The sequence below is a fragment of the Pseudomonas sp. NBRC 111140 genome, from assembly GCF_001320885.1.
Taxonomy (GTDB): Bacteria; Pseudomonadota; Gammaproteobacteria; order Pseudomonadales; family Pseudomonadaceae; genus Aquipseudomonas; species Aquipseudomonas putida_P.
Genome location: NZ_BCBQ01000042.1, coordinates 1 through 19,278, shown reverse-complemented (window position 1 = coordinate 19,278; position 19,278 = coordinate 1). Strand labels below are relative to the sequence as shown.

Genomic DNA, 19,278 nt, shown 5'->3' with positions numbered 1-19,278 from the left:
CAGCGATAAACCCAGCTTCAGGCCCGGCATAGGGGCCTGTCATTCCCCAATCAGTGTTCCCAGGGCACGCCCGGTTCCCAGCTGGCCACCAGCAAGTCGATGAAGCCGCGTACCCGAGGGGACAAGTGGCGTTTGCTCGGGTACACGATGCGAATCGGGTCTGCCGGTGGCCGGTAGCCATGCAGTACTTCCACCAGGGTGCCGGCGCGCAGGTCGTCGCCGGTGATGTAGGTGGGCAGGTGAATCAGCCCGAAACCGGCCCGGGCGCCGTCGAGCATGGCCTCGGAACTGTCTATGTTCAGCCGCCCGGGGTCTTCGCACAGGTGCAGGCCGGCTTCGGTGTGAAAGCGCCAGGGCATGGCCTTTTCGCCCGCGAGGAAGGCAATCTTGTCGTGGCCGTAGAGGTCACCGGGTACTTGAGGTACGCCGCGTTTTTCCAGATAAGCAGGCGATGCGCAGGTCACGAACTGCTGCCAGGCCACCGTGCGAGTCAGCAACTGCGAGTCCTCCTTGGGGGCACCTATGCGCACGGCGACGTCCACGCCCTCCTCCACCAGGTCGACGAAACGGTCGGTAAAACGGATGTCCGCACGCAGTTCGGGCCATTGCTTGAGGTACTGGTCGAGAATCGGCAGTACATGGCGCTGGCCGAGCGACAGCGGCGCGGTCAGGCGCAGGGTGCCGGTGGGTTTGCCACGGCGCTGGGCCATGGTGCTTTCAACTTCGTCCAGGTCATCCAGAATCTGCCGCCAGCGCTCGAACGCCACCAGGCCTTCATCGGTGAGGCTCAGTTTGCGCGTGGTGCGATTGAGCAGGCGTACCGCCATGCGTGCTTCCAGGCGCGCGATGCTCTTGCCCACCGCTGAACGGGTCAGGCCCAGGCTGGCAGCGGCGGCGGTGAAGCTGCCAGCCTTCGCGGCGCTGACGAAGGCGGCGATGTCGCCGAAGCGGTTGGGTTCCATGGTGTTATCCTGACGCTGATGAGACCGCCTTAGATGGGTGCAATTCCAGCCAATACAAGGTGCTGGCCCCTATCGACCTTCAAGGTAGCGGTCTGTCCAGCTGGCCAGCGGCAGGGGTGGTTGCTGATAGACAATGCGCCGCCAGATGAGCAGCAGATCATCACCATCAAGCATCGAACCAGGCCCGCTGCCTTTCCACTGCGAAGGTACATCGACCACCCAGTGCCCTTGGTGATCACGGTGCGCCATGTTGAAACGGAAGGTGTAGTTCCCGGGGATGCCCATGCGCAGGTCGGTGACCACCAGCGCGTCGCCTATCTGGTCGTACCGCAACCAGTCATCGGTGAACCAACGCAAACGCTGGTGCAAAGGATCGTTCTTCAATGCTTGCGCCAGCGCCAGGTTGCGCGGCAAACGCTGCATTTCAGGCACTTGCCGGTCGAACCCGCTGCTGATGCCTTCGTAGTAATCGCCATTCGGCGTCTTGGCCAGTACCCGCCAGACCAAACTGTTGAATGCGATCGGCACGGCACGTACCTCGTTCGCGACGATACCTTGCTGGTCGAGCGCCGCCTGGAAGCGCTGCTCGGCCGCCATGCGCCCGGCCAGGCCGAAACCCAGGTAGCAGGTGCTCAATGCCAATGCCAGGGTCAGCAGGCGGGTAGCCTTGCCGGTCATCCCTTTGATGATGGCGTATATCACCCCAGCCAGCAGCGGCAAGGTATAGACCGGGTCGATGATGAACACCGCCGCCCAGCTTTGCGGCGTGGTCTGCAAAGGCCAGAACAACTGCGTGCCGTAGACCGTGAAGGCATCGAGTACCGGGTGGGTGACCAACACCAGCCAAAACGCCAGAAAAAGCCTGGGCAAGGTATAACCCTTGCCAGGCCAGCATTTGTTGACCAGCCAGGCCAACAGCAAGGCCAGCCCGGTGAGCACCAACAGCGAGTGGGAGAAGCCGCGATGGTAAGTCATCTGCGACACCGGGTCGGCGTAGCGAATGATCACATCCAGGTCTGGCAGCGTACCCAGTGCGGCGCCATACAGCAGCGAGCGGCGGCCCTGAATGCGCCCGAGCACGGTCCCTTGCAGGGCCGCGCCCAGTACGGCTTGGGTGATGGAGTCCAAGGTTGGCATTCCTGAAAGAGTCGTATTCGGAAGCTACCTGCATACACCCCTGATGCGCAATTCCCCAGGATGGCTTAGAACAGTTGCCATGTGTACACCAGCGTCAGGCGGTTTTCGTCGATGTCGCTGCGGTAGTTGGACCGCGCCATGGCATTGCGCACCCGAATCCCCAGCCCCTTCAGCACCCCGCTCTGCACCGCATAGCCAATATCCAGGTCACGCTCGCGATCACGCCCTTCGTAACCCAGCCCGGTATCGACATTGTTACCCGTTATGTAGCGAACGGTCGCCGTCAGCCCCGGTACGCCCATGGCGGCGAAGTTGTAGTCGTAACGCACTTGGTACGAGCGTTCGTCGGTATAGGCAAACTCATAGGTCGGCACCTCGTTACCCAGCGGCGAAATGTTGGCGAATACCCGTGGGAACGGGCTGTCGCCATAAATGCCCTGGTAACCCACATGGAAACTGTGGCCGCCATGCCGGGCGGTGAACATCGAGAAGAAGGCCTGGTTGTCGATATTGCCCAGCAAAGCATCGCCATCCTCGCGTGCAGTGAAGTACCCCAGGTTGGCGCTGAGTACCCAGTCGCCCACTGGCTTGCTGTGCTTCAGGCCGACGAAGCCCTGCTCGTAGATGTCTTCGAGTTGCCCGTACCACAGGCTGACACTGCTCTGGTTGGCATTGAAGGCGTAGTCGCCACCCACGTAGTTGAACGCATCACTCTCAGCCTGGCGCATCGGCACATGGCCGAGCATCGCGTTCATCTTGCCATCGCCGCCCTCGTTGCGCAGGTGGGTGCTTTTCAAGTGACCGGCCTGCAGGGTCAGCCCGTCGATTTCCGACGAACTCAAACTGGCGCCCTGGTAGGTCGGTGGCAGCAGGCGAATATCACTGAAGGTCAGCACCGGCAGGTTCGGTTGCAGCTCGCCTATACGCAGCTCGGTTTTTGATAGCCGTGCCTTGAAGGTGGGTGCCAGGCGGCTGTACTCGTCGGCCGCGCGGCCATCGCCATGCACCGGCAGCAGGCCAGTGTTGGCCCGGTCGGGGCTGCTGTCGAGCTTGATGCCAAGCAGGCCCAGGGCATCCACGCCAAAGCCGACCGTGCCTGGGGTGTAGCCGCTCTTGAAGTCGAGGATGAAGCCCTGGGCCCACTCCTCGGCTTTGGACTGCTTGTTGGCCCCGACGATGTCGGAGAAATCGCGGCTGAAGTAGTAGTTACGGGCACTCAAGGTGGCCTTCGAGTCCTCGAAGAAGCCGCCTTCGGCAGCCAGCAGTGGCTGGCTGAGCAACGTCAGGCCCAGGGCAACGCAAGGGGTGTGATTCATTCCGAAGCTCTCTTGATCTTGTTTTTATGGGTAAAGCGTTGGGAACACGGCAGGTCATGGGTTACGGCGCAGCACCTCCTGGGCACGTGGCTGGCGCAGCCGGAGCAGTGCGTGAGCCAGCAGGCCGAACAACAGCCCCCAGAACGCCGCCGACAGGCCCAGGAAAGCCACCCCAGACGCGGTAACCAGGAAGGTGAACAGCCCGGCATCGCGCTCGGCCGGTTCTGCCAGGCTGCGGGCCAATGCCTCGCTGATGGCGCCATACAGGGCCAGACCGGCCAGGGCGGCGATCAGTGCAGCAGGAAAGGCTGCGAACAGCGACATCAAGGTGGCCCCGGCAATGCCCAGCAGCAGGTACAGCGCACTGCCAGCTACCGCCGCCACGTAGCGCCGCCTCGGGTTTTCATGGGCTTCATGGCCGGTGCACAGGCTGGCGGTGACCGCCGCCAGGTTCAGCCCGTGGCAGCCGAATGGCGCCAGCAGTGCCCCGGCCAGGGCGCTGGCGCTGATCAGCGGGCTGGCAGGCGTGGGGTAGCCGGCGTTGCGCAGTACCGCCATGCCCGGCATGAACTGCCCGGTAAGCGCCACCAGCACCATCGGCAGCGCCAGGCTGAACACCGCCGCCAGGCTGAACTGCGGAGGGACCCACTGGGGCGAGGCCAGTTCAAGCACCAGTGCTTCGCTACGGAACGCACCGCTGGCCACGGTCACCACGGTGCCCACGCACAGCACCGCAGCCACTGCATAGCGCGGCTGCACCCGGCGCATCAGCACGTAGGTGATGAACATCGCCAACACCAGCATGGGTTGCAACGGCAAGGCCCGAAACACCTCGATGCCGAAGCTGAACAGAATGCCGGCCTGCATGCCAGCGGCAATGGAGCCCGGCAGCCGCGCAATAATGCGGTCGAAGGCTCCACTGATGCCAATCAGCAGCAGAACCAGGTTGGCCACGAGATAGGCGCCCACGGCCTGCTCCAGCCCCAGTTGCGGCAAGGCGGTGACCAGCAGCGCCGACCCTGGGATGGACCAGGCGATCACGACCGGTACGCGGTAGCGCAGGCTCAGTAGCGCACCGAGCACGGCACTGCCCATGGACACGGCCCAGACCCAGGACGACAGTTGCTGGTGCGACAGGCCGGCGGCTTCGGCGGCGTGAAAGATGATCACCAGCGGGCCGGCGTAGGAGATCATCGTGGCGATGCAGCCGGCGATGATGGCGGACAGCGAGCTGTCCTTGATCAAGGTTGTCATGAGACTCTCGCAAGGCATCGGCCGGCCTTGGAGGCTGGCTCTTGTTCTGTGTTGGCAGTTTCGGGGGCTCGCGCGATCCCTATGGGAGCGAGCCCCGTAGCAGCCAACTCGGTGGTTCAGGCGTCCTGCAACGCCCGTGGCCGGTTGCTGCGCTGCTCATCCACGCCGCCCAGGGCCGTCTGCAGCTGGAAGTCGAACTTCAACTCGGCATGCCGCCCCGCCTCGCCTTCGACGAACACCACTTCCCCCACCAGCCCATCGCGCGTGGCATAGGCAAAGTCATCCCACAGGTACTTGTCCCCCGACAGGTTGATCTGCGTGGTCAGGTGCCGGTAACCCGGCGCCGAGATGAAGAAGTGCACATGCGCCGGGCGCTGGCCGTGGCGGCCCAGCAGGTCCAGGCACTCCTGGGTTGGCCCCTGCGGGTCACATCCGTAACCCGACGGCACGATGGAGCGTGCGCGGTAACGCCCTTCGGCATCGGTGACGATGCGCCGACGCAGGTTGTATTCAGACTGGCTCTGGTCGAAGAACGAGTAGGTGCCACGGGTATTGGCATGCCACAAGTCCACCGTGGCGCCTGGCAGCGGCTGCCCTTGCGGGTCGAGCACCTGGCCTTGCAGGTACATCACCGTGGCTACGCCCTCCTCGCTACCGTCGTCCATGCGCACTTCACCTTGGGCAATCGGTGCACCGGCCACGTACAGCGGGCCTTCGATGGTGCGTGGGGTGCCGCCGACCAGCCCGGCCTGCTGGTCCTTGGCATCCTGTAGCAGGTCAAGGAAGTGCTCGAGGCCCAGGCCCGCCACCAGCAGCCCGGCTTCGCCGCGGCCACCCAGGCGGTTCAGGTAGTCGACGGCATGCCAGAACTCGTCCTCGCTGATCTCCAGGTCTTCGATCAGCCGCGCAGTGTCCTGCAGCACACGCTGCACGATGCGCTTGAGCCGAGGGCTGCCGGCATCGTTGCCAACGCCTGCGGCCTCTGCAAAGAACTGCTGTACTTCGCCAGTTTGGGAAATTTTCACGGTCATGGGTTTACCTCATCTTGTTCTTTTGGGTTCAGGCCTGCGCCGCAACGGCCTGAGCGTGGCGCCGGCCACTGGCCAAGTGCACGGCCATGGCCAGCGCTGCGATGGCGCCAGGGATGGCGAAGGCTATGAAATTGAGTTGCAGCGGTAGGTTGATACCCATAAGCGCGCCGCCCAGCAGCGGGCCGACGATGGCGCCGTTGCGGCCGATGCCCGAAGCCCAGCCCAGCCCGGTGGAGCGCACCGACAAGCCGTACATTTGCGCAGCGCCGGCATACAGCAGAATCTGCGTACCAATGGTGGTGGCGCCGGCGATGAAGATCAGCAGGTACAGCACGGGCATTGGGCTGTTCACCCCCAGCAGGCTGATCGACAGCGCAGCGGCAATGAAGAACGCCACCTTCACCTTGACCAGGTTGTAGCGGTCACCCAGCCAGCCACCGAGGATCGCCCCGGCCATGCCGCCAAAGTTCAGGGCCAGCAGGAACGACAGGCTCGAACCCAGGCTGTAACCGGCGTTGGCCATCAGCTTGGGCAGCCAGGAACTCAACGCATAGACCATCAGCAGGCAGCAGAAGAACGCCAGCCATAGCGCCAGGGTACGAATCGCCAGGCCGTTGCGGAACAGCTCAAGTACCGACGCCCCGCTGCCTTTGCGATCAGCCGCCTGCAGCACGTCATCGGCCTGCACGTCACAGTTCGGGTCCAGCCGTTTCAGCAGCTTGCGCGCTTCATCGCTACGGCCCTGACGCACCAGAAAACCGATGGATTCCGGCAGGTAGTAGAGGATCACCGGCAACAGCAACAGTGGCACCGCAGCGGCGAAGAACATCGATTCCCAACCAAAGCGCGGCAGCATGAAGATGCCAACGCCCGCCGACAGCATGCCGCCCAGCGAATAGCCGCTGAACATGATCGCCACCAGCGTGCTGCGCAGGCGTTTGGGCGCGTACTCGTTCATCAGTGCCACGGCGTTGGGCATCAGGCCGCCACAGCCCAGGCCGGCAATGAAGCGGTAGATGCCAAACTCGCTCGGGCTGCTGGCGAAGCCATTGAGAATGGTCGCCCCCGAGAACAAGGCGAAACAGATGGCAATGCCCTTCTTGCGCCCGATGCGGTCGGCCAGGCTGCCGAATGCCAAGGCGCCGAACATCATGCCGAACAGCGCATAGCTGCCCAGCGCACCCGCCTGCAACGGGGTCAGGCCCCACTCTTTCATGATTACCGGCAGTACCACGCCGTAGATGAACAGGTCATAGCCGTCGAAGATCAGCAGCAGGCCGCACCAGGCCATGACCATCCAGTGAAACGGGGTAAAGCGCGCATTATCGATGATCGGGTGTACGTCAAGGGTTCGCATGGCATCTGTCGCTCTTGTTTTTGTTGTGGAGGAAAGCTGTTGCCGTGAGGTTGCTGCTCAGCCGAGGTCGCCGCCCCCTACCGGCAGGGTCACGCCGGTGATGTACGAAGCCTCGTCAGAGGCAAGGAACAAAATGGCGCCCACCTGCTCGTCGATGCTGCCGTAGCGGTGCATCAGGCTACTGTCGAGGGTCTGGTCGACGATCTGCTGGTACCAGCGTTTTTCCTGCTCGCTCTGCTCGGCGCTGTTACGCGGCACGCGCCGGGGCGGTGCTTCGGTGCCGCCGGGCGCGGTGGCGTTAACGCGGATGCCGCGGCCGGCGGTTTCAAAGGCCAGGCACGCGGTCAGCGCGTTGACGCCACCTTTGGCCGCGCCATAGGGCACACGGTTGACGCCACGGGTGGCGATGGACGAGACGTTGACGATGGCGCCGCTGCCGCGTTCGAGCATGTACGGCAGCGCGGCATGGCAGCACCACAGGGTCGGGAACAGCGAGCGGCGCACTTCGGCTTCGATCTGCTCGACTTCGTAATGCTCGAAAGGCTTGGCCCAGATAGTGCCACCAACGTTGTTGACCAGGATGTCCAGGCGGCCGAAGGCTTGGACCGCACTGGCCATGACTCGGGCGCAGTCAGCGTGTTGCTCCAGGTCGGCAGTGAGGGTGAGCATGCCCTCGCCGGCCAGTTCGTGGACCAGCTCGGAACGGTCTACCGCGACCACTTGCGCGCCCTCGGCCTTGAGCCGCCAACACACACCCCGGCCGATGCCTTGAGCGGCACCGGTGACCAGGGCGACCTTGCCTTGGAATCTATTGTTCATATCCATCTCTCCGGTTCACCACGATCCCTGTGGGAGCGGGTTTACCCGCGAATGCGTCCGACAAGACATAACCGCTGTACCGGCCGGCCTCTTCGCGGGTAAACCCGCTCCTACAGGGGGCAGTGTTGTGTTCGGGGTAAAGGAGTCAGGCCGCCGCCGCGAACTTCTCGTAGTAGAAGTTGGCCGGGGTAATGCCCTGCTCACGCACGTACTGGCTGACCGCTTCTACCATCGGTGGCGGCCCGCACAGGTACACGTCCACATCGCCGTCATTGAGGTGGCGTGGCTCGATGTGCTGAGTCACGTAACCCTTCTGCGGGTACTGGCTGTCCGGGTTGGCCACGCAGGCGCTGTAGGTGAAGTTGGGGATGCGCGACGCCAGCGCTTGCAGGCGGTCGAGTTCGACCAGGTCGAAGTCGTTGGTCACGCCATAGATCAAGTGCAGCGGATGCTCGCTGCCCTGCTCGGCGATCCTCTCCAGCATTGCAGTGAACGGTGCCAGCCCGGTCCCTCCCGCCAGCAGCAACAGCGGGCGCTGGATTGGCCGCAGGTAAAAGCTGCCCAGCGGCCCGGCCAGGCTCATGTTGTCGCCGGCCTTGGCCAGGTTGGTGAGGAAGCTGCTCATCAGCCCGCCCGGCACGTTGCGAATCAGGAAGCTGACTTCGCCGTCCTTCTGCAGTGAGCTGAACGAGTAGGCGCGGCTTTGCTCGCTGCCCGGCACCTTGAGGTTGACGTACTGCCCCGGCAGGAATGCCAGGCGGCTGAGGGCCTCGCCCTTGATGGACAGGGCAATGGTACTGGCCGACAGTTGGCGCACATCGCTGATGGCCGCCTCGAAACTGGCTTGCTCGGTCTTGCACAGCTGCGACGAAGCCGGAATGCGGATCACGCAGTCGCTTTCGGCGCGCATCTGGCACGTCAGCACGTAGCCTTCGGCGATTTCGTCTTCGCTCAGGGCGTCTTCGATGAAGTTGTCGCCCAGGTCATAGCGCCCGGATTCGGCCTTGCATTTGCAGGTGCCGCAAGCACCGTCGCGGCAGTCCAGCGGAATATTGATGCCCTGGCGATAGGCGGCATCGGCCACGGTCTCGTGGCCGCTTGCCTCGATGAAACGGGTAACGCCGTCTTCGAAATTCAGTGCGATCTGGTAGCTCATGTTGCACCTCGCGGGCGAGCCGGCCCACGGCGCGTCGCAGGACGCACCGGGCAGTGCTCGCAAAACCTTGTGTCAGATGTGGTAGATGTCGATGACCTGACGCACGTAGTCGTTTTTCAGCACCACCTTCTTGGCCTTGATCAGCGGCTGTTCGCCGCGCAGGTCGAGGGTGTAGAAACTGGTGCCGAAATAACTGTCAGTGGTCTTGTAGCGGAAGCTCAGGGTGTGCCAGTTGAAACGCACCTGGCAGCTGCCCTCGCCCTGTTCGACGATCTCGATGTTGCTGATGTTGTGCGAGGTGCGGGTGTCGGGCACGGTCGCGCTGGAGCGTTCGGTCTTGATGCGGAACACCCGGTCTTCCAGGCCACCCCGGTTGCCGTACCAGATCAGCGAGATTTCGCTCTGTGGGTCTTCGGTCAGGGTATCGTCATCATCCCAGCTGGGCATCCAGAAGGTGGCGTCGCTGGCGTACAGCTCCAGCCACTGGTCCCACTGGGCGTCGTCCAGGTAGCGCGCTTCGCGGTAGAGAAAGTCGCGCACGGTTTCATACAGGCTCATTGCACGGCCTCCACGGGGATCAGTTGCTGTTCGTCCTTGAGGGCCTGGATCATGGTGTCCTGCCAGTACTTGTGCTGCAGCACGAACAGGCCTTCGTCCTCGGTGCGCACGCCGGACAATAGCGGTTCGAGTTCGATTTCCTTGGCGGCCTCATCAGCGCCTTCGACCCAATGTTTAGCACCGCGGGACATATCGTTCCAACCGGTGCCGCCGCCGTAGCCGGTCTGGCACGAGCGGAACTCTTCCAGGTCGTCCGGGGTGGCCATGCCGCTGACATTGAAGAAGTCTTCGTACTGGCGGATGCGCTTGGCACGGGCATCGGCACTCTCGCCTTTCGGCGCGATGCAATAGATGGTGATTTCGGTCTTGTTCACCGAAATCGGCCGGGCAACGCGGATCTGCGAGCTGAACTGGTCCATCAGGTAAACGTTGGGGTACAGGCACAGGTTGCGCGAGTTTTCGATCATCCAGTCGGCGCGGGCCTGGCCGAAGTCGGCGGCCAGCTGGTCGCGGCGCTCGTAGGCCGGGCGGTCTTCGGGGTTGGCCCAGCGGGTCCACAGCAGCAGGTGGCCGTGGTCGAAGGAGTAGAAGCCGCCGCCCTGCTTGGCCCAGGAACCGGCGCTCATGGTCTTGATCTCGTCACCCGCTTCGCGCTGCTTGCGCTGGTTCTGGGTAGCGGCGTAGTTCCAGTGCACGGAGCTGACGTGGTAGCCGTCGGCGCCGTTTTCGGCGGTGAGCTTCCAGTTGCCTTCGTAGATGTACGAGCTGGCACCGCGCAGCACTTCCAGGCCCTCCGGCGACTGATCGACGATCATGTCGATGATCTTGGCCGACTCGCCCAGGTGTTCCACCAGCGGTTTTACATCGGCGTTCAGGCTGCCGAACAGAAAGCCCCGGTACGACTCGAAGCGCGCCACCTTGGTCAGGTCGTGGGAGCCGTCGCAGTTGAAGCTGTCGGGGTAGCCGGCATTGCTCGGGTCTTTCACCTTCAGCAGCTTGCCGCTGTTGTTGAACGTCCAGCCGTGGAATGGGCAGGTGTAGCTGGAGCGGTTACCGCGCTTGTGCCGGCACAGCATGGCGCCACGGTGGCTGCAGGCATTGAGGAAGGCATTGAGCTCACCGTCCTTGTTGCGCGCGATGAAAATCGGCTGGCGCCCCATGGTCAGGCTGAGGAAGTCGTTCTTTTCGGGGATCTGGCTTTCATGGGCCAGATAGATCCAGTTGCCCTCGAAGATGTGTTTCATCTCCAGGTCGAACAGGCGTGGGTCGGTGAACATCTCGCGCTTGCAGCGGTAGATGCCCTTTTCACGGTCGTCCTCGAGCATGGCATTGAGGTAGTCGAATCCCAGGGACATGGCCAGGGTCTCCATTGTTATTGTTTAGACCTGGTCAGTTTGGGCGCTGGTATTAGGCGGGAGTATCCGGTTTGTGCGCAGTAGTATCCGTTTTGTGCAGGCTTGCACGCGAAGGGGGTGGCGAAGTTCAGCGCCGGTTACGGAAAGTTTCCGAAGGCAATTCACCAAACTGGTGCCGATACACTTCGGAAAAGCGCCCCAGGTGCAGGAAGCCATAATCCAAGGCCAGTTCAGTCACGCTACGCACTGCACAACTGGCATCACCCAGACAGGCACGCACCTGCTCCAGCTTGCGCTGACGCACATATTGCTTGGGCGTAGTACCAAGATGCCGGTCGAACAACGCATACAACGACCGCAGGCTCATGCACGCCTGCTCTGCCAGCGCCTCGGCTGGCAGCTCAAGTTTGAGGTTGCGATCGATATATTCGATGATCCGATCAAGGCTTACGCCAGGCGATCCCAGGCTTTCGCGGCGGATATTGGTGCTCATCAGGGTCAGCAGCTTGCTGGCGACAATCTGGCTGTAATGGCCCTGCACCCTGGGTAGCGAGTCGCTCACTTCCGCTTCATGGCAAACCATCGCCAGCAGGTTCACGAACCCGTCCAGTTCATCCAACCGATAATGGTTGCGCAAGAACCGCACGCCGCCTTCTGGCCGATGCCAGCGCTGTTCATCGCAGATCGAGTCCAGCAAGCGGGTCGGCACCTTGAGGATGAACTTCTCGCAGTCTTCTGAGTAAGTCAGATCAACTGGGTCGTCCGGGTTGATCAGCAGCAGCTCCCCTGGAATCAGGTGCTGTTCGCGCTTGTGCCCGCGCCACAGGCAATTGCCGTTGAGCAGCACTTGCAGGTGGTAAATGGTTTCCAGTGCTGGCGAGGTAACGCGCACGCTGCCACCGTAGCTGATACGACACAAGTCGAGTTCGGCGAACTTGCGGTGGCTGAGGCTGGCCTGAGGGTGGGTGGTACGCGACAGACCGATGCAATGCTGGCCCACATGCTGGTTCACATAATCGGACACAGCATAAGGGTCGGCGTGGTGAAACACGCTACTGCGTTCGCTCAGCAGGCGGCTTTCCATAGGCAAGGCACTCGGTATCGTTATTGTTCTGGTCGCCGCGTCCTACTGCCTTGTGGGCTGTGGTTGCGGTCGTCACGGTCATTCTATCGGGCCGGTTGCGGGTCGCGGGGGCAGGCGACAACCGGTGGATGGGCACACTACAGCAAAAAGGCGGGGGTTGGGCAATGCGGCGATGGGATTGGATGGGCGGATAACGGACAGGCCAGGTGCAGCCTGTGTTCGTTTATCGAACAGTTTTTTCCTGCCGCCCTGCCCACCCCTGGCTACGGGCACGATATTGGCGCGGAGCAACGGCAAACAACTCACGAAACCGCCGATAGAAATGCGGGAAGCTGATGAACCCGCTGGCCACTGCCACCTCGGTCAATGACTTGCTGGTGTGTTGCAACAGTTGGCGCGCATGGGTCAGGCGCAGCTCCAGATAGTAACGCGGTGGTGTGGCCTGCACATGGCGGCGGAACAGCCGCTCCAAGTGCCGGCGAGACAAGCCGGCATGTTCGGCGATTTCGTCGATGCCAATGGGGTCTTCGATATTGGCATGCATCAATTCCAGGGCCAGGCGCACCCCCTTGGGCAGGCTGGGGTCGATTTCCGGGGCGCTGGCAGGTGCGTCGCTCATGACCCGCGCACGGTCACAGGCCAGCATCTGCTCCACGGCCCGGCGCAAGGGTACGCCACCGCACTGTTCAAGCATTGCCAACATCATGTCCAAGGCACTGCTGGCACCGGCGCAGCTCATATGTCGCCGGTCCAGCACATGGGCCTGGCGGCTGATACGTACTTTGGGGAACAGCTCGTTCATCATCGCTCGGCCATCGGGGTGGAAGGCGCAGTCGTGATCATTGAGCAAGCCAGCCTCGGCCAGGAAGTAAGCGCCGTTCCACAGCCCGCCCAGTTGGCAGCCGTACTGGTCGGCTTGGCGTAACTTGGCACGCAGTTGCGGCGCGGCTTCCAGGCGCACGCGAAAGCCACCACACACCAGCAGGCAGTCAAGGCCGTGCACATCCAGGTCAGCGAGCTGAGTGTTGACCGGCAAGGCGATGCCCAGGTCGCTCATCACCTGGGCGCCCTCACCCACCACCTGAACCTGGAACAACGGCGTGGCGCTCATCAGGTTGGCGGTGACCAGGCTGTCCATCGCAGCTGTGAAGGCCATCATCGAAAAGTGCTCGCGCAGGACGAAGGCCACGCGCTGGCACGGCATTGAAAGCGAAGTGCGGATGGCCGGGGCCAGGTGGGCCAGGTTGGTGCTTTTGAGGATGCTTTCGAAGTGGCTCATGGCTTTAACTCAACTGCGGGAGTTGCATTGGCTTCCACGCGGGCTTGCCCGCGAAGAAGCCAGCAGTGCTGGAACAGGTTACTTGCCGGCCTGGGCCGCTGCGTCGCGTGAGGCTTGCAGCCACTGATCGAACTGCTGGCGGTGGGCGGCAACCCACTGCTTGGCATGGCGCTCGATGTCTTTGGGCTTCTTCTCGCCCTGCTGCATCTTCAGGTTCTGGTTGCTCTCGTCGTCGGTGTTGATCTGCACCAGCGACAGGAACTTCAGCGCCGCCGGGTTCTTTTCGGCAAAGTCCTTGTTCAGCACGGCCACCACCTTGTCGATGGCAAAGCCCAGGTTCTTGCCGTGGTAGGTGGTGTCGACGTCGTTCTTGCCATCAGGCAGGTCGGTCTTCGGCACTTCCAGCCAGACCACATCCTTGCCTTCGACCAGCACGCTGGCGATCCACTGCGGCACCCAGGTGAAATACAGGATCGGCTTGCCTTCCTTGTAACGGGCGATGGTGTCGGCCATCAGCGCAAAGTACGAGCCTTGGTTGACGTTGACACTCTTGTCCAGGTCGTAGGCCTTCATGTGGTGGGAAATCACCAGCTCGCAACCCCAGCCCGGATTGCAACCGGTCATGTCGGCCTTGCCGTCGCCGTCGGTGTCGAACAGTTTGGCGATTTCCGGCTTTTTCAGGTCGGTGATGTACTTGATGTTGTACTGGTCGGCGGTTTTCTTGTCGATCAAGTAGCCCTGGGCGACACCCGGCAGAATGTTGCCGGTCTTGACCATCACATCGTCGCCGCCAGCCTGCTGGTAGAACTTGTCGTGCAGTTTTTCCCACAGGTGCACGGTGAAGTCGGCATCGCCGTTGGCCAAGGCCACCATCATCACGCCGTATTCGGTCTCCTTGGGTTCCTGCACGTTGTAGCCCAGCTCGCGCAGGCCTTCCATGGCCACTTCACCGCGGAAACGCTCTTCGGCGATCGAGGGGAAAATCGGCGTTACCTTCACGCCATCACCCGGTTTGTCCGCCGAAGCGTTTGCGCCCAGCGCAGCGGCCACCAGGGTCAATGCCGTGGCACATTTGAGGATGCTGCGGGTGAATTTGGATTCGTGCATCGTCGCTTACCTTCTTCTGATTTTTATCTTCAAGTGCGGCAGATCGAACGTATCAAGTGTCTTGCTGTGCTCAGGCGGTCTTGCGCCGCCCTTTCACGGGCGCTGCGCCACACAGGCGCATCACCACGCCTGCGGGGCCAGTGTGGTACCAGCGCAGGCTCGGGTCGGCACTGGTGCGGGCGCCCATGGCCTGGGTCAGGCGGTCGAGGAAGATCGCCAGCAGCACCAGCCCCACGCCACCGACCGTGGCCAGGCCCATGTCCAGCCGGCCGATGCCGCGCAGTACCATCTGGCCCAGGCCACCGACCGAAATCATCGAGGCGATGACCACCATCGACAGCGACAGCATCAGGGTCTGGTTGAGGCCAGCCATGATGGTCGAAGTGGCCAGCGGCAGTTGCACGCGGGTCAACATCTGCCGTGGGGTGCAGCCGAAAGCGCGGGCGGCTTCGATCTTGTCTTCCGGCACCTGGCGAATACCCAGGTTGGTCAGGCGCACCAGCGGCGGCAGGGCGAACACGATGGTCACCAGCACGCCAGGTACATTACCGATGCCGAACAGCATCACCACCGGGACCAGGTAAACGAACGCCGGCAGGGTCTGCATGGCATCGAGCAGCGGGCGGATAATGCTTTCCAGGCGGTTGCTGCGGGCGCAGACGATACCCAACGGAATGCCGATGACCGCGCAGAAGAACACCGACGTCAGTACCAGGGCCAGGGTGGTCATCGACTCCGACCACACACCGATCAGGCCGAGCAAGGTCAGGGTGATGAAGCACAGTACCGCCATGCGCTTGCCTGCCAGCTGCCAGCCCAGCAATGACGAAAGGAGGATGCCGATGGTGGGCGGGATGCTCTGCAGGGTGAACTCGATGCCATTGAGCACCTGGTCGATTGGCCAGCGAATGGCGCGGAACACCTCGCGGAAGTTGTGCACCAGAAAGTTCAGGGTCGCGGTGACCCAGTCGCCCAAGGGGATGGTGGCCGCCTGGAACGGGTCAAGCAGGCTGAATTCGGACATGAGGGCTTACCTGTTCTAATAAACGCTACGGGCGCTTCTTGGATTAGTTGCGGCTCAGGGTCTGCAGCAGCTCGTTCTTCGACAGCGTGCCCTTGAAGGCGCCCTGACGGTCGAGCACTGGCACCGGGTACGGCAGGTCGGCAGCAATCCCGAGGACTTCGTGCAGCGGCGTGTCGGTGTACACCGGGCGCTGTTCGTGCAGGCTGTAGCGGTCACTGGCAGTGGCGCCGTTGACGTCGGTGTCGACCACGCCCAGCAACTGCCCGCGCTCGTCGACCAGGTAGCCAAACGGCACGCCGGCCTGGAAGCTCGGCGCCTTGCCATTGACCTTGCACACCACGGCCGGGTCGAACCTGGCCACATCGCCGGCCTTGAGCACCCGCGAGCTGTCGAAGCTCTTGAAGAAAGTACGCACGTAGTCGTTGGCCGGCTGGTTGATCAGCTCTTGTGGGGTGCCGATCTGGACCACGCGGCCACCTTCCATGATCGCAATGCGATGGCCGATGCGGATGGCTTCTTCGATGTCATGGGAAATGAAGATGATGGTGCGTTGTTGCTCAGCCTGCAGGCGGATCAGTTCGCCCTGCATCTCGCTGCGGATCAGCGGGTCGAGTGCGGAAAACGCCTCGTCCATCAGCAAGATCGCCGGGTCGTTGGCTAACGCCCGGGCCAGGCCCACACGCTGCTGCATGCCACCAGACAACTGGTGCGGGTAACTGTTCTCGTGACCGGCCAAGCCAACCTGGCTCAAGGCTTCACGGGCGCGGCTGTGGCGTTCGGCTTCCGGTACACCGGCAATTTCCAGGCCGAAGGCGGTGTTCTCAAGCACGCTCATATGCGGCATCAACGCGAAGGACTGAAACACCATGCCCATTTCCTTGCGGCGCACATCCAGCAAGGCTTTGTCTGAAAGACCGGTAATTTCCTTGCCGTTGAGGTGAATGCTGCCGGAAGTGGGTTCGATCAGGCGGTTGAACAGCCGCACCATGGTCGACTTGCCCGAGCCCGAGAGGCCCATGATGACGAAAATCTCGCCACGCTTGACGGAAAAGCTTGCATCGAACACGCCGACAACGTGGCCGGTCTTGCTGAAGATTTCGTTCTTGTCGGCGCCCTTGCGGAGCATCTCCATGGCCATGTTCGGGTTGGGACCGAACACCTTGAAGATGTTGTTTACCGAAAGAATCTCATCGGCGTGGCTCATACGACCCTCTTTATTATGCTTATTAACCAATCAATCAACATCGCACTTTCAATAAGGCGGGTAGCGATCAGTGCGAGTACGCTTGGCAGTCCGTTCAAATTCGAACGTGAGTCAAAACCGGCACGCAGAATGTCCTGCTTCAAAAAGTTATCCGACATCGATGTCTCGAATGTCGCGCCGTGGCGTTAACGTTAGGCCTTGCGCCAGAGGGGGTCCAACGACATTTGCATGGCGCTAACCATTACCTGAAGTTATCAGTCGGGCGCTGAGGCCGTAGGTAGAGCCGCCCGCACATTTACCTGTTGGCGAGGAACAGGCTAGAGTGGCCTGATTGGCTAGATGAAGGACCTCCCCGCTACCCATGGTCAGACACTCCGAACCCGATCAGACGCTGATCAAGATGCCCTCGCTGCGTGCGGTCAAAGTCTTCGTCGCCGCCGCCAAGTACCAGAACTTCACCCGTGCCGCCGAGGCGCTGTGCGTCACCCAGGCTGCAGTCAGCCGGCAAATCCGCGAGCTGGAGACCTACCTGGGCGCCGAGTTGTTCACCCGTGTGGGCCGTGCGGTGGAGTTGACCGTGGCCGGTTCGATCTTCTTCGATGCGGTGCAGTTATCGTTCGTCAACATCTCCCAGGCGGCCGAGCGTATCCGCAGCAACACCAATACCAAGCAGGTAGTCACCCTGTGCTGTTCACCGGCCTTTGCCGCCTTGTGGATGGGGCCGCGCATGCCGAAGTTCTTCGCCGAGCACCCGGACATCGACATCAACCTGGTAACCACCCAGAACTTTCTGTCGATGGAGCCTGGGGTTCGCCCCGACATTTACATCACCAAGCTGGGCAAGGTGCAGGCAGGCTATAGCTCGCACCCGCTCAACCATGACGTGATCTACCCGGTGTGCACACCGCAGTATTTGGCGCAGCACCCGGAGGTAGGAACCCTTAAAGGGTTGCGTGATGGTACCTTGCTGAACCTCAGCCCCTACGGCCGCTCGCAAGTCGCCGAACATGTGGACTGGAATGTGTGGCTGGCCTTCCATGACGTCGACCTGAAAAGCCGCGCCAGTACCGCACCGCATTTCTTCAATGCCAACGACTACAACCTGTTGGTGCAACTGGCCCTTGGCGGTCAGGGCGTGGCGTTGGGCTGGCATCACTTGGTCGAGTCGCTGGTGGCACAGGGGATGCTGGTAAGGCCAGTGGCAGAAGAACTGGTGCTCAAGGACACCTTTCACTTCCTGGCATTCAATGAAGACAAGGAGCATGAAGCCAGCTGCCTGCGATTGCGGGACTGGTTGCTGGACGAGTTTCAGCCGTTGTTGGAGTCGTTGGGTAATCGGTAACCCTGCGCTTTCGGAAACAGCTTGCAACGAAACCAACCTGCCATCCCGTCACTTTTTCGACACCCAGCACAGTGCTTCTGCTAGAAAGCCCACATGCCTACTCTCTTCGTCACCCACCTGCGCCGCCGCTGGCTCCCCTGGGTGTGCGCCATTCTGCTGGTCATCGGCCTGCCCACCAGCTGCGCCGTGCTGCAGTACAAGGAGCGCGAGCTGGTGTTCCGCATCGAGCCTGGCCAAGCCAGTTGGTTTCGCGGGCTGCCCAGCGGCGTGCAGGAACTCGACCTGCGCCCGCACAGCTTCAGCGATAACCAGAGCCTGCACGCCTGGTGGTGGCCGGCCAAACGCGCCAACGCGCCGGCCATCCTTTACCTACACGGCGTGCGCTGGAACCTTACCGGCCAGTTGTTCCGCATAGAACAGCTGCATGCCATGGGTTATTCGGTGTTGGCCGTGGATTATCGTGGCTTTGGCCGAAGCCGTGGCGACCTACCTTCCGAGGCCACGGTCTACGAAGATGCACGCATTGCCTGGGAGCGCTTCGCCCAGCTGCAGCCAGATGCCGGCAAACGCCTGATCTTCGGCCATTCTTTGGGGGGCGCGGTGGCGGTGGAACTGGCCAGTGAGCTGACACGCGAATCACAGAACAACGGTGCCAGTGTGCCGGCACGCGGGTTAATCCTGGAGTCGACTTTCACTTCACTGGGCGATGTCGCGGCGGCAGTGGCCAATACCTCCTTGCCAGTGCGCTGGTTGATGTCGCAAAAGTTCGACTCGCTGGACAAGATCAAGGGGGTTGGCCTGCCTGTGCTGCTGGTACACGGCCTGGATGACCGATTCGTGCCAGCGCGTTTCAGCCAGCAATTGTATGAAGCAGCCCACCAGCCCAAGACATTGCTGCTGGTGCCCGGGGCAACCCATAACAACAGCATGAGCCTGGCCGGGCAGCGCTATAAACGCGCCATACAAGCGCTGCTCTGAAGTTACTGCACCGGCAGAAAGTTCATCAGCAACAGGCTCTGCGCATAATTCAAGCCAATCCGCCGATACCGCTCATCCAGCAGCTCGGCCAGCAAATCCAGCCGCGCGACGATCTTGCCGAACTCCACGGCAAAACTCAGGTTGCTGCCCTCCTCCGAGATTTCGTTGGAGAACAACAGCAGCACCCCATTGGCGTCCTGTCGCTGGCTGAGCATCCACGTCGCCTTTTCGATATTGCGCGCAGCGTTGTTGATGAACAGCGGGTCGATGGTGTCGGTCATGTAGAACTCGGTACGCCCGCCGTGCGCGGTGATC

The 19,278-nt window shown here is 62.0% G+C and carries 17 protein-coding genes and 1 pseudogene; 2 read left to right on the top strand and 16 right to left on the bottom strand.

Translation table 11 applies throughout. The features are described 5' to 3' along the window. Positions 1-50: 50 nt before the first annotated feature. From APH42_RS15265 to APH42_RS15195, 15 genes are all read right to left on the bottom strand, one after another. Positions 51-962 carry a LysR family transcriptional regulator gene (locus APH42_RS15265; protein WP_060493659.1) on the bottom strand — a complete coding sequence of 304 codons (912 nt, stop codon included), beginning with the start codon at positions 960-962 and terminating at the stop codon, positions 51-53. 69 nt (positions 963-1,031) lie between these two features. Continuing rightward, positions 1,032-2,090 (bottom strand): metal-dependent hydrolase, encoded by a 1,059-nt coding sequence (locus APH42_RS15260; protein ID WP_060493658.1) that lies wholly within the window; start codon positions 2,088-2,090, stop codon positions 1,032-1,034. 74 nt (positions 2,091-2,164) lie between these two features. Next, positions 2,165-3,415 (bottom strand): OprD family porin, encoded by a 1,251-nt coding sequence (locus APH42_RS15255; protein ID WP_012272318.1) that lies wholly within the window; start codon positions 3,413-3,415, stop codon positions 2,165-2,167. A gap of 54 nt (positions 3,416-3,469) precedes the next feature. Then, positions 3,470-4,669: a benzoate/H(+) symporter BenE family transporter gene (locus tag APH42_RS15250; protein ID WP_060493657.1), complete on the bottom strand. Its 1,200-nt coding sequence runs from the start codon at positions 4,667-4,669 to the stop codon at positions 3,470-3,472. A 116-nt stretch (positions 4,670-4,785) separates the two neighbouring features. Then, the gene (gene catA, locus APH42_RS15245; RefSeq protein ID WP_060493656.1) at positions 4,786-5,700 is read right to left on the bottom strand and encodes a catechol 1,2-dioxygenase; all 915 of its coding nucleotides are present in this window, start codon (positions 5,698-5,700) and stop codon (positions 4,786-4,788) included. A 28-nt stretch (positions 5,701-5,728) separates the two neighbouring features. Beyond that, positions 5,729-7,057, bottom strand: a complete 1,329-nt coding sequence (locus tag APH42_RS15240) for an aromatic acid/H+ symport family MFS transporter (RefSeq protein ID WP_012272321.1) — start codon at positions 7,055-7,057, stop codon at positions 5,729-5,731. A 57-nt stretch (positions 7,058-7,114) separates the two neighbouring features. Then, positions 7,115-7,876, bottom strand: a complete 762-nt coding sequence (locus tag APH42_RS15235) for a 1,6-dihydroxycyclohexa-2,4-diene-1-carboxylate dehydrogenase (protein WP_012272322.1) — start codon at positions 7,874-7,876, stop codon at positions 7,115-7,117. Positions 7,877-8,021: 145 nt separating this feature from the next. Then, positions 8,022-9,032: a benzoate 1,2-dioxygenase electron transfer component BenC gene (gene benC / locus APH42_RS15230; protein WP_012272323.1), complete on the bottom strand. Its 1,011-nt coding sequence runs from the start codon at positions 9,030-9,032 to the stop codon at positions 8,022-8,024. A gap of 72 nt (positions 9,033-9,104) precedes the next feature. Next, positions 9,105-9,590 carry a benzoate 1,2-dioxygenase small subunit gene (gene benB, locus APH42_RS15225; protein WP_012272324.1) on the bottom strand — a complete coding sequence of 162 codons (486 nt, stop codon included), beginning with the start codon at positions 9,588-9,590 and terminating at the stop codon, positions 9,105-9,107. Continuing rightward, on the bottom strand, positions 9,587-10,945 hold the full coding sequence (benA, locus tag APH42_RS15220; protein WP_060493655.1) for a benzoate 1,2-dioxygenase large subunit: 1,359 nt from the start codon (positions 10,943-10,945) through the stop codon (positions 9,587-9,589). The genes benB and benA overlap by 4 nt, the downstream gene beginning before the upstream one ends. A gap of 127 nt (positions 10,946-11,072) precedes the next feature. Then, a complete protein-coding gene (locus tag APH42_RS15215) occupies positions 11,073-12,029 on the bottom strand; it encodes an AraC family transcriptional regulator (protein ID WP_012272326.1) in 957 nt (318 codons plus the stop codon). Positions 12,030-12,252: 223 nt separating this feature from the next. Beyond that, entirely contained in the window at positions 12,253-13,308 is a 1,056-nt protein-coding gene (locus APH42_RS15210) for a GlxA family transcriptional regulator (RefSeq protein ID WP_060493654.1), read from the bottom strand. A 78-nt stretch (positions 13,309-13,386) separates the two neighbouring features. Further along, positions 13,387-14,415, bottom strand: a complete 1,029-nt coding sequence (gene proX, locus APH42_RS15205) for a glycine betaine/L-proline ABC transporter substrate-binding protein ProX (RefSeq protein ID WP_060493653.1) — start codon at positions 14,413-14,415, stop codon at positions 13,387-13,389. A 70-nt stretch (positions 14,416-14,485) separates the two neighbouring features. After that, on the bottom strand, positions 14,486-15,439 hold the full coding sequence (proW, locus tag APH42_RS15200) for a glycine betaine/L-proline ABC transporter permease ProW (RefSeq protein WP_012272329.1): 954 nt from the start codon (positions 15,437-15,439) through the stop codon (positions 14,486-14,488). Positions 15,440-15,482: 43 nt separating this feature from the next. Further along, positions 15,483-16,643 carry a glycine betaine/L-proline ABC transporter ATP-binding protein gene (locus APH42_RS15195; RefSeq protein WP_012272330.1) on the bottom strand — a complete coding sequence of 387 codons (1,161 nt, stop codon included), beginning with the start codon at positions 16,641-16,643 and terminating at the stop codon, positions 15,483-15,485. Positions 16,644-17,004: 361 nt separating this feature from the next. Between APH42_RS15195 and APH42_RS15190 the strand changes: the two genes are divergently transcribed. Further along, positions 17,005-17,985, top strand: a complete 981-nt coding sequence (locus APH42_RS15190; protein ID WP_060493652.1) for a LysR family transcriptional regulator — start codon at positions 17,005-17,007, stop codon at positions 17,983-17,985. A gap of 93 nt (positions 17,986-18,078) precedes the next feature. Next, a complete protein-coding gene (locus APH42_RS15185; RefSeq protein WP_012272332.1) occupies positions 18,079-18,963 on the top strand; it encodes an alpha/beta hydrolase in 885 nt (294 codons plus the stop codon). A 2-nt stretch (positions 18,964-18,965) separates the two neighbouring features. Here the strand turns inward: APH42_RS15185 and APH42_RS15180 are convergent. Continuing rightward, positions 18,966-19,278 (bottom strand): annotated as a pseudogene (locus APH42_RS15180) (hypothetical protein); the annotation flags it as partial.

Coding starts and splice junctions, on each gene's coding strand:
- APH42_RS15265 (WP_060493659.1), bottom strand. CDS start 962: ATGGAACCCAACCGCTTCGGCGACATCGCCGCCTTCGTCAGCGCCGCG.
- APH42_RS15255 (WP_012272318.1), bottom strand. CDS start 3,415: ATGAATCACACCCCTTGCGTTGCCCTGGGCCTGACGTTGCTCAGCCAG.
- APH42_RS15250 (WP_060493657.1), bottom strand. CDS start 4,669: ATGACAACCTTGATCAAGGACAGCTCGCTGTCCGCCATCATCGCCGGC.
- catA (WP_060493656.1), bottom strand. CDS start 5,700: ATGACCGTGAAAATTTCCCAAACTGGCGAAGTACAGCAGTTCTTTGCA.
- APH42_RS15240 (WP_012272321.1), bottom strand. CDS start 7,057: ATGCGAACCCTTGACGTACACCCGATCATCGATAATGCGCGCTTTACC.
- APH42_RS15235 (WP_012272322.1), bottom strand. CDS start 7,876: ATGAACAATAGATTCCAAGGCAAGGTCGCCCTGGTCACCGGTGCCGCT.
- benC (WP_012272323.1), bottom strand. CDS start 9,032: ATGAGCTACCAGATCGCACTGAATTTCGAAGACGGCGTTACCCGTTTC.
- benB (WP_012272324.1), bottom strand. CDS start 9,590: ATGAGCCTGTATGAAACCGTGCGCGACTTTCTCTACCGCGAAGCGCGC.
- benA (WP_060493655.1), bottom strand. CDS start 10,945: ATGTCCCTGGGATTCGACTACCTCAATGCCATGCTCGAGGACGACCGT.
- APH42_RS15215 (WP_012272326.1), bottom strand. CDS start 12,029: ATGGAAAGCCGCCTGCTGAGCGAACGCAGTAGCGTGTTTCACCACGCC.
- APH42_RS15210 (WP_060493654.1), bottom strand. CDS start 13,308: ATGAGCCACTTCGAAAGCATCCTCAAAAGCACCAACCTGGCCCACCTG.
- proX (WP_060493653.1), bottom strand. CDS start 14,415: ATGCACGAATCCAAATTCACCCGCAGCATCCTCAAATGTGCCACGGCA.
- proW (WP_012272329.1), bottom strand. CDS start 15,439: ATGTCCGAATTCAGCCTGCTTGACCCGTTCCAGGCGGCCACCATCCCC.
- APH42_RS15195 (WP_012272330.1), bottom strand. CDS start 16,643: ATGAGCCACGCCGATGAGATTCTTTCGGTAAACAACATCTTCAAGGTG.
- APH42_RS15190 (WP_060493652.1), top strand. CDS start 17,005: ATGGTCAGACACTCCGAACCCGATCAGACGCTGATCAAGATGCCCTCG.
- APH42_RS15185 (WP_012272332.1), top strand. CDS start 18,079: ATGCCTACTCTCTTCGTCACCCACCTGCGCCGCCGCTGGCTCCCCTGG.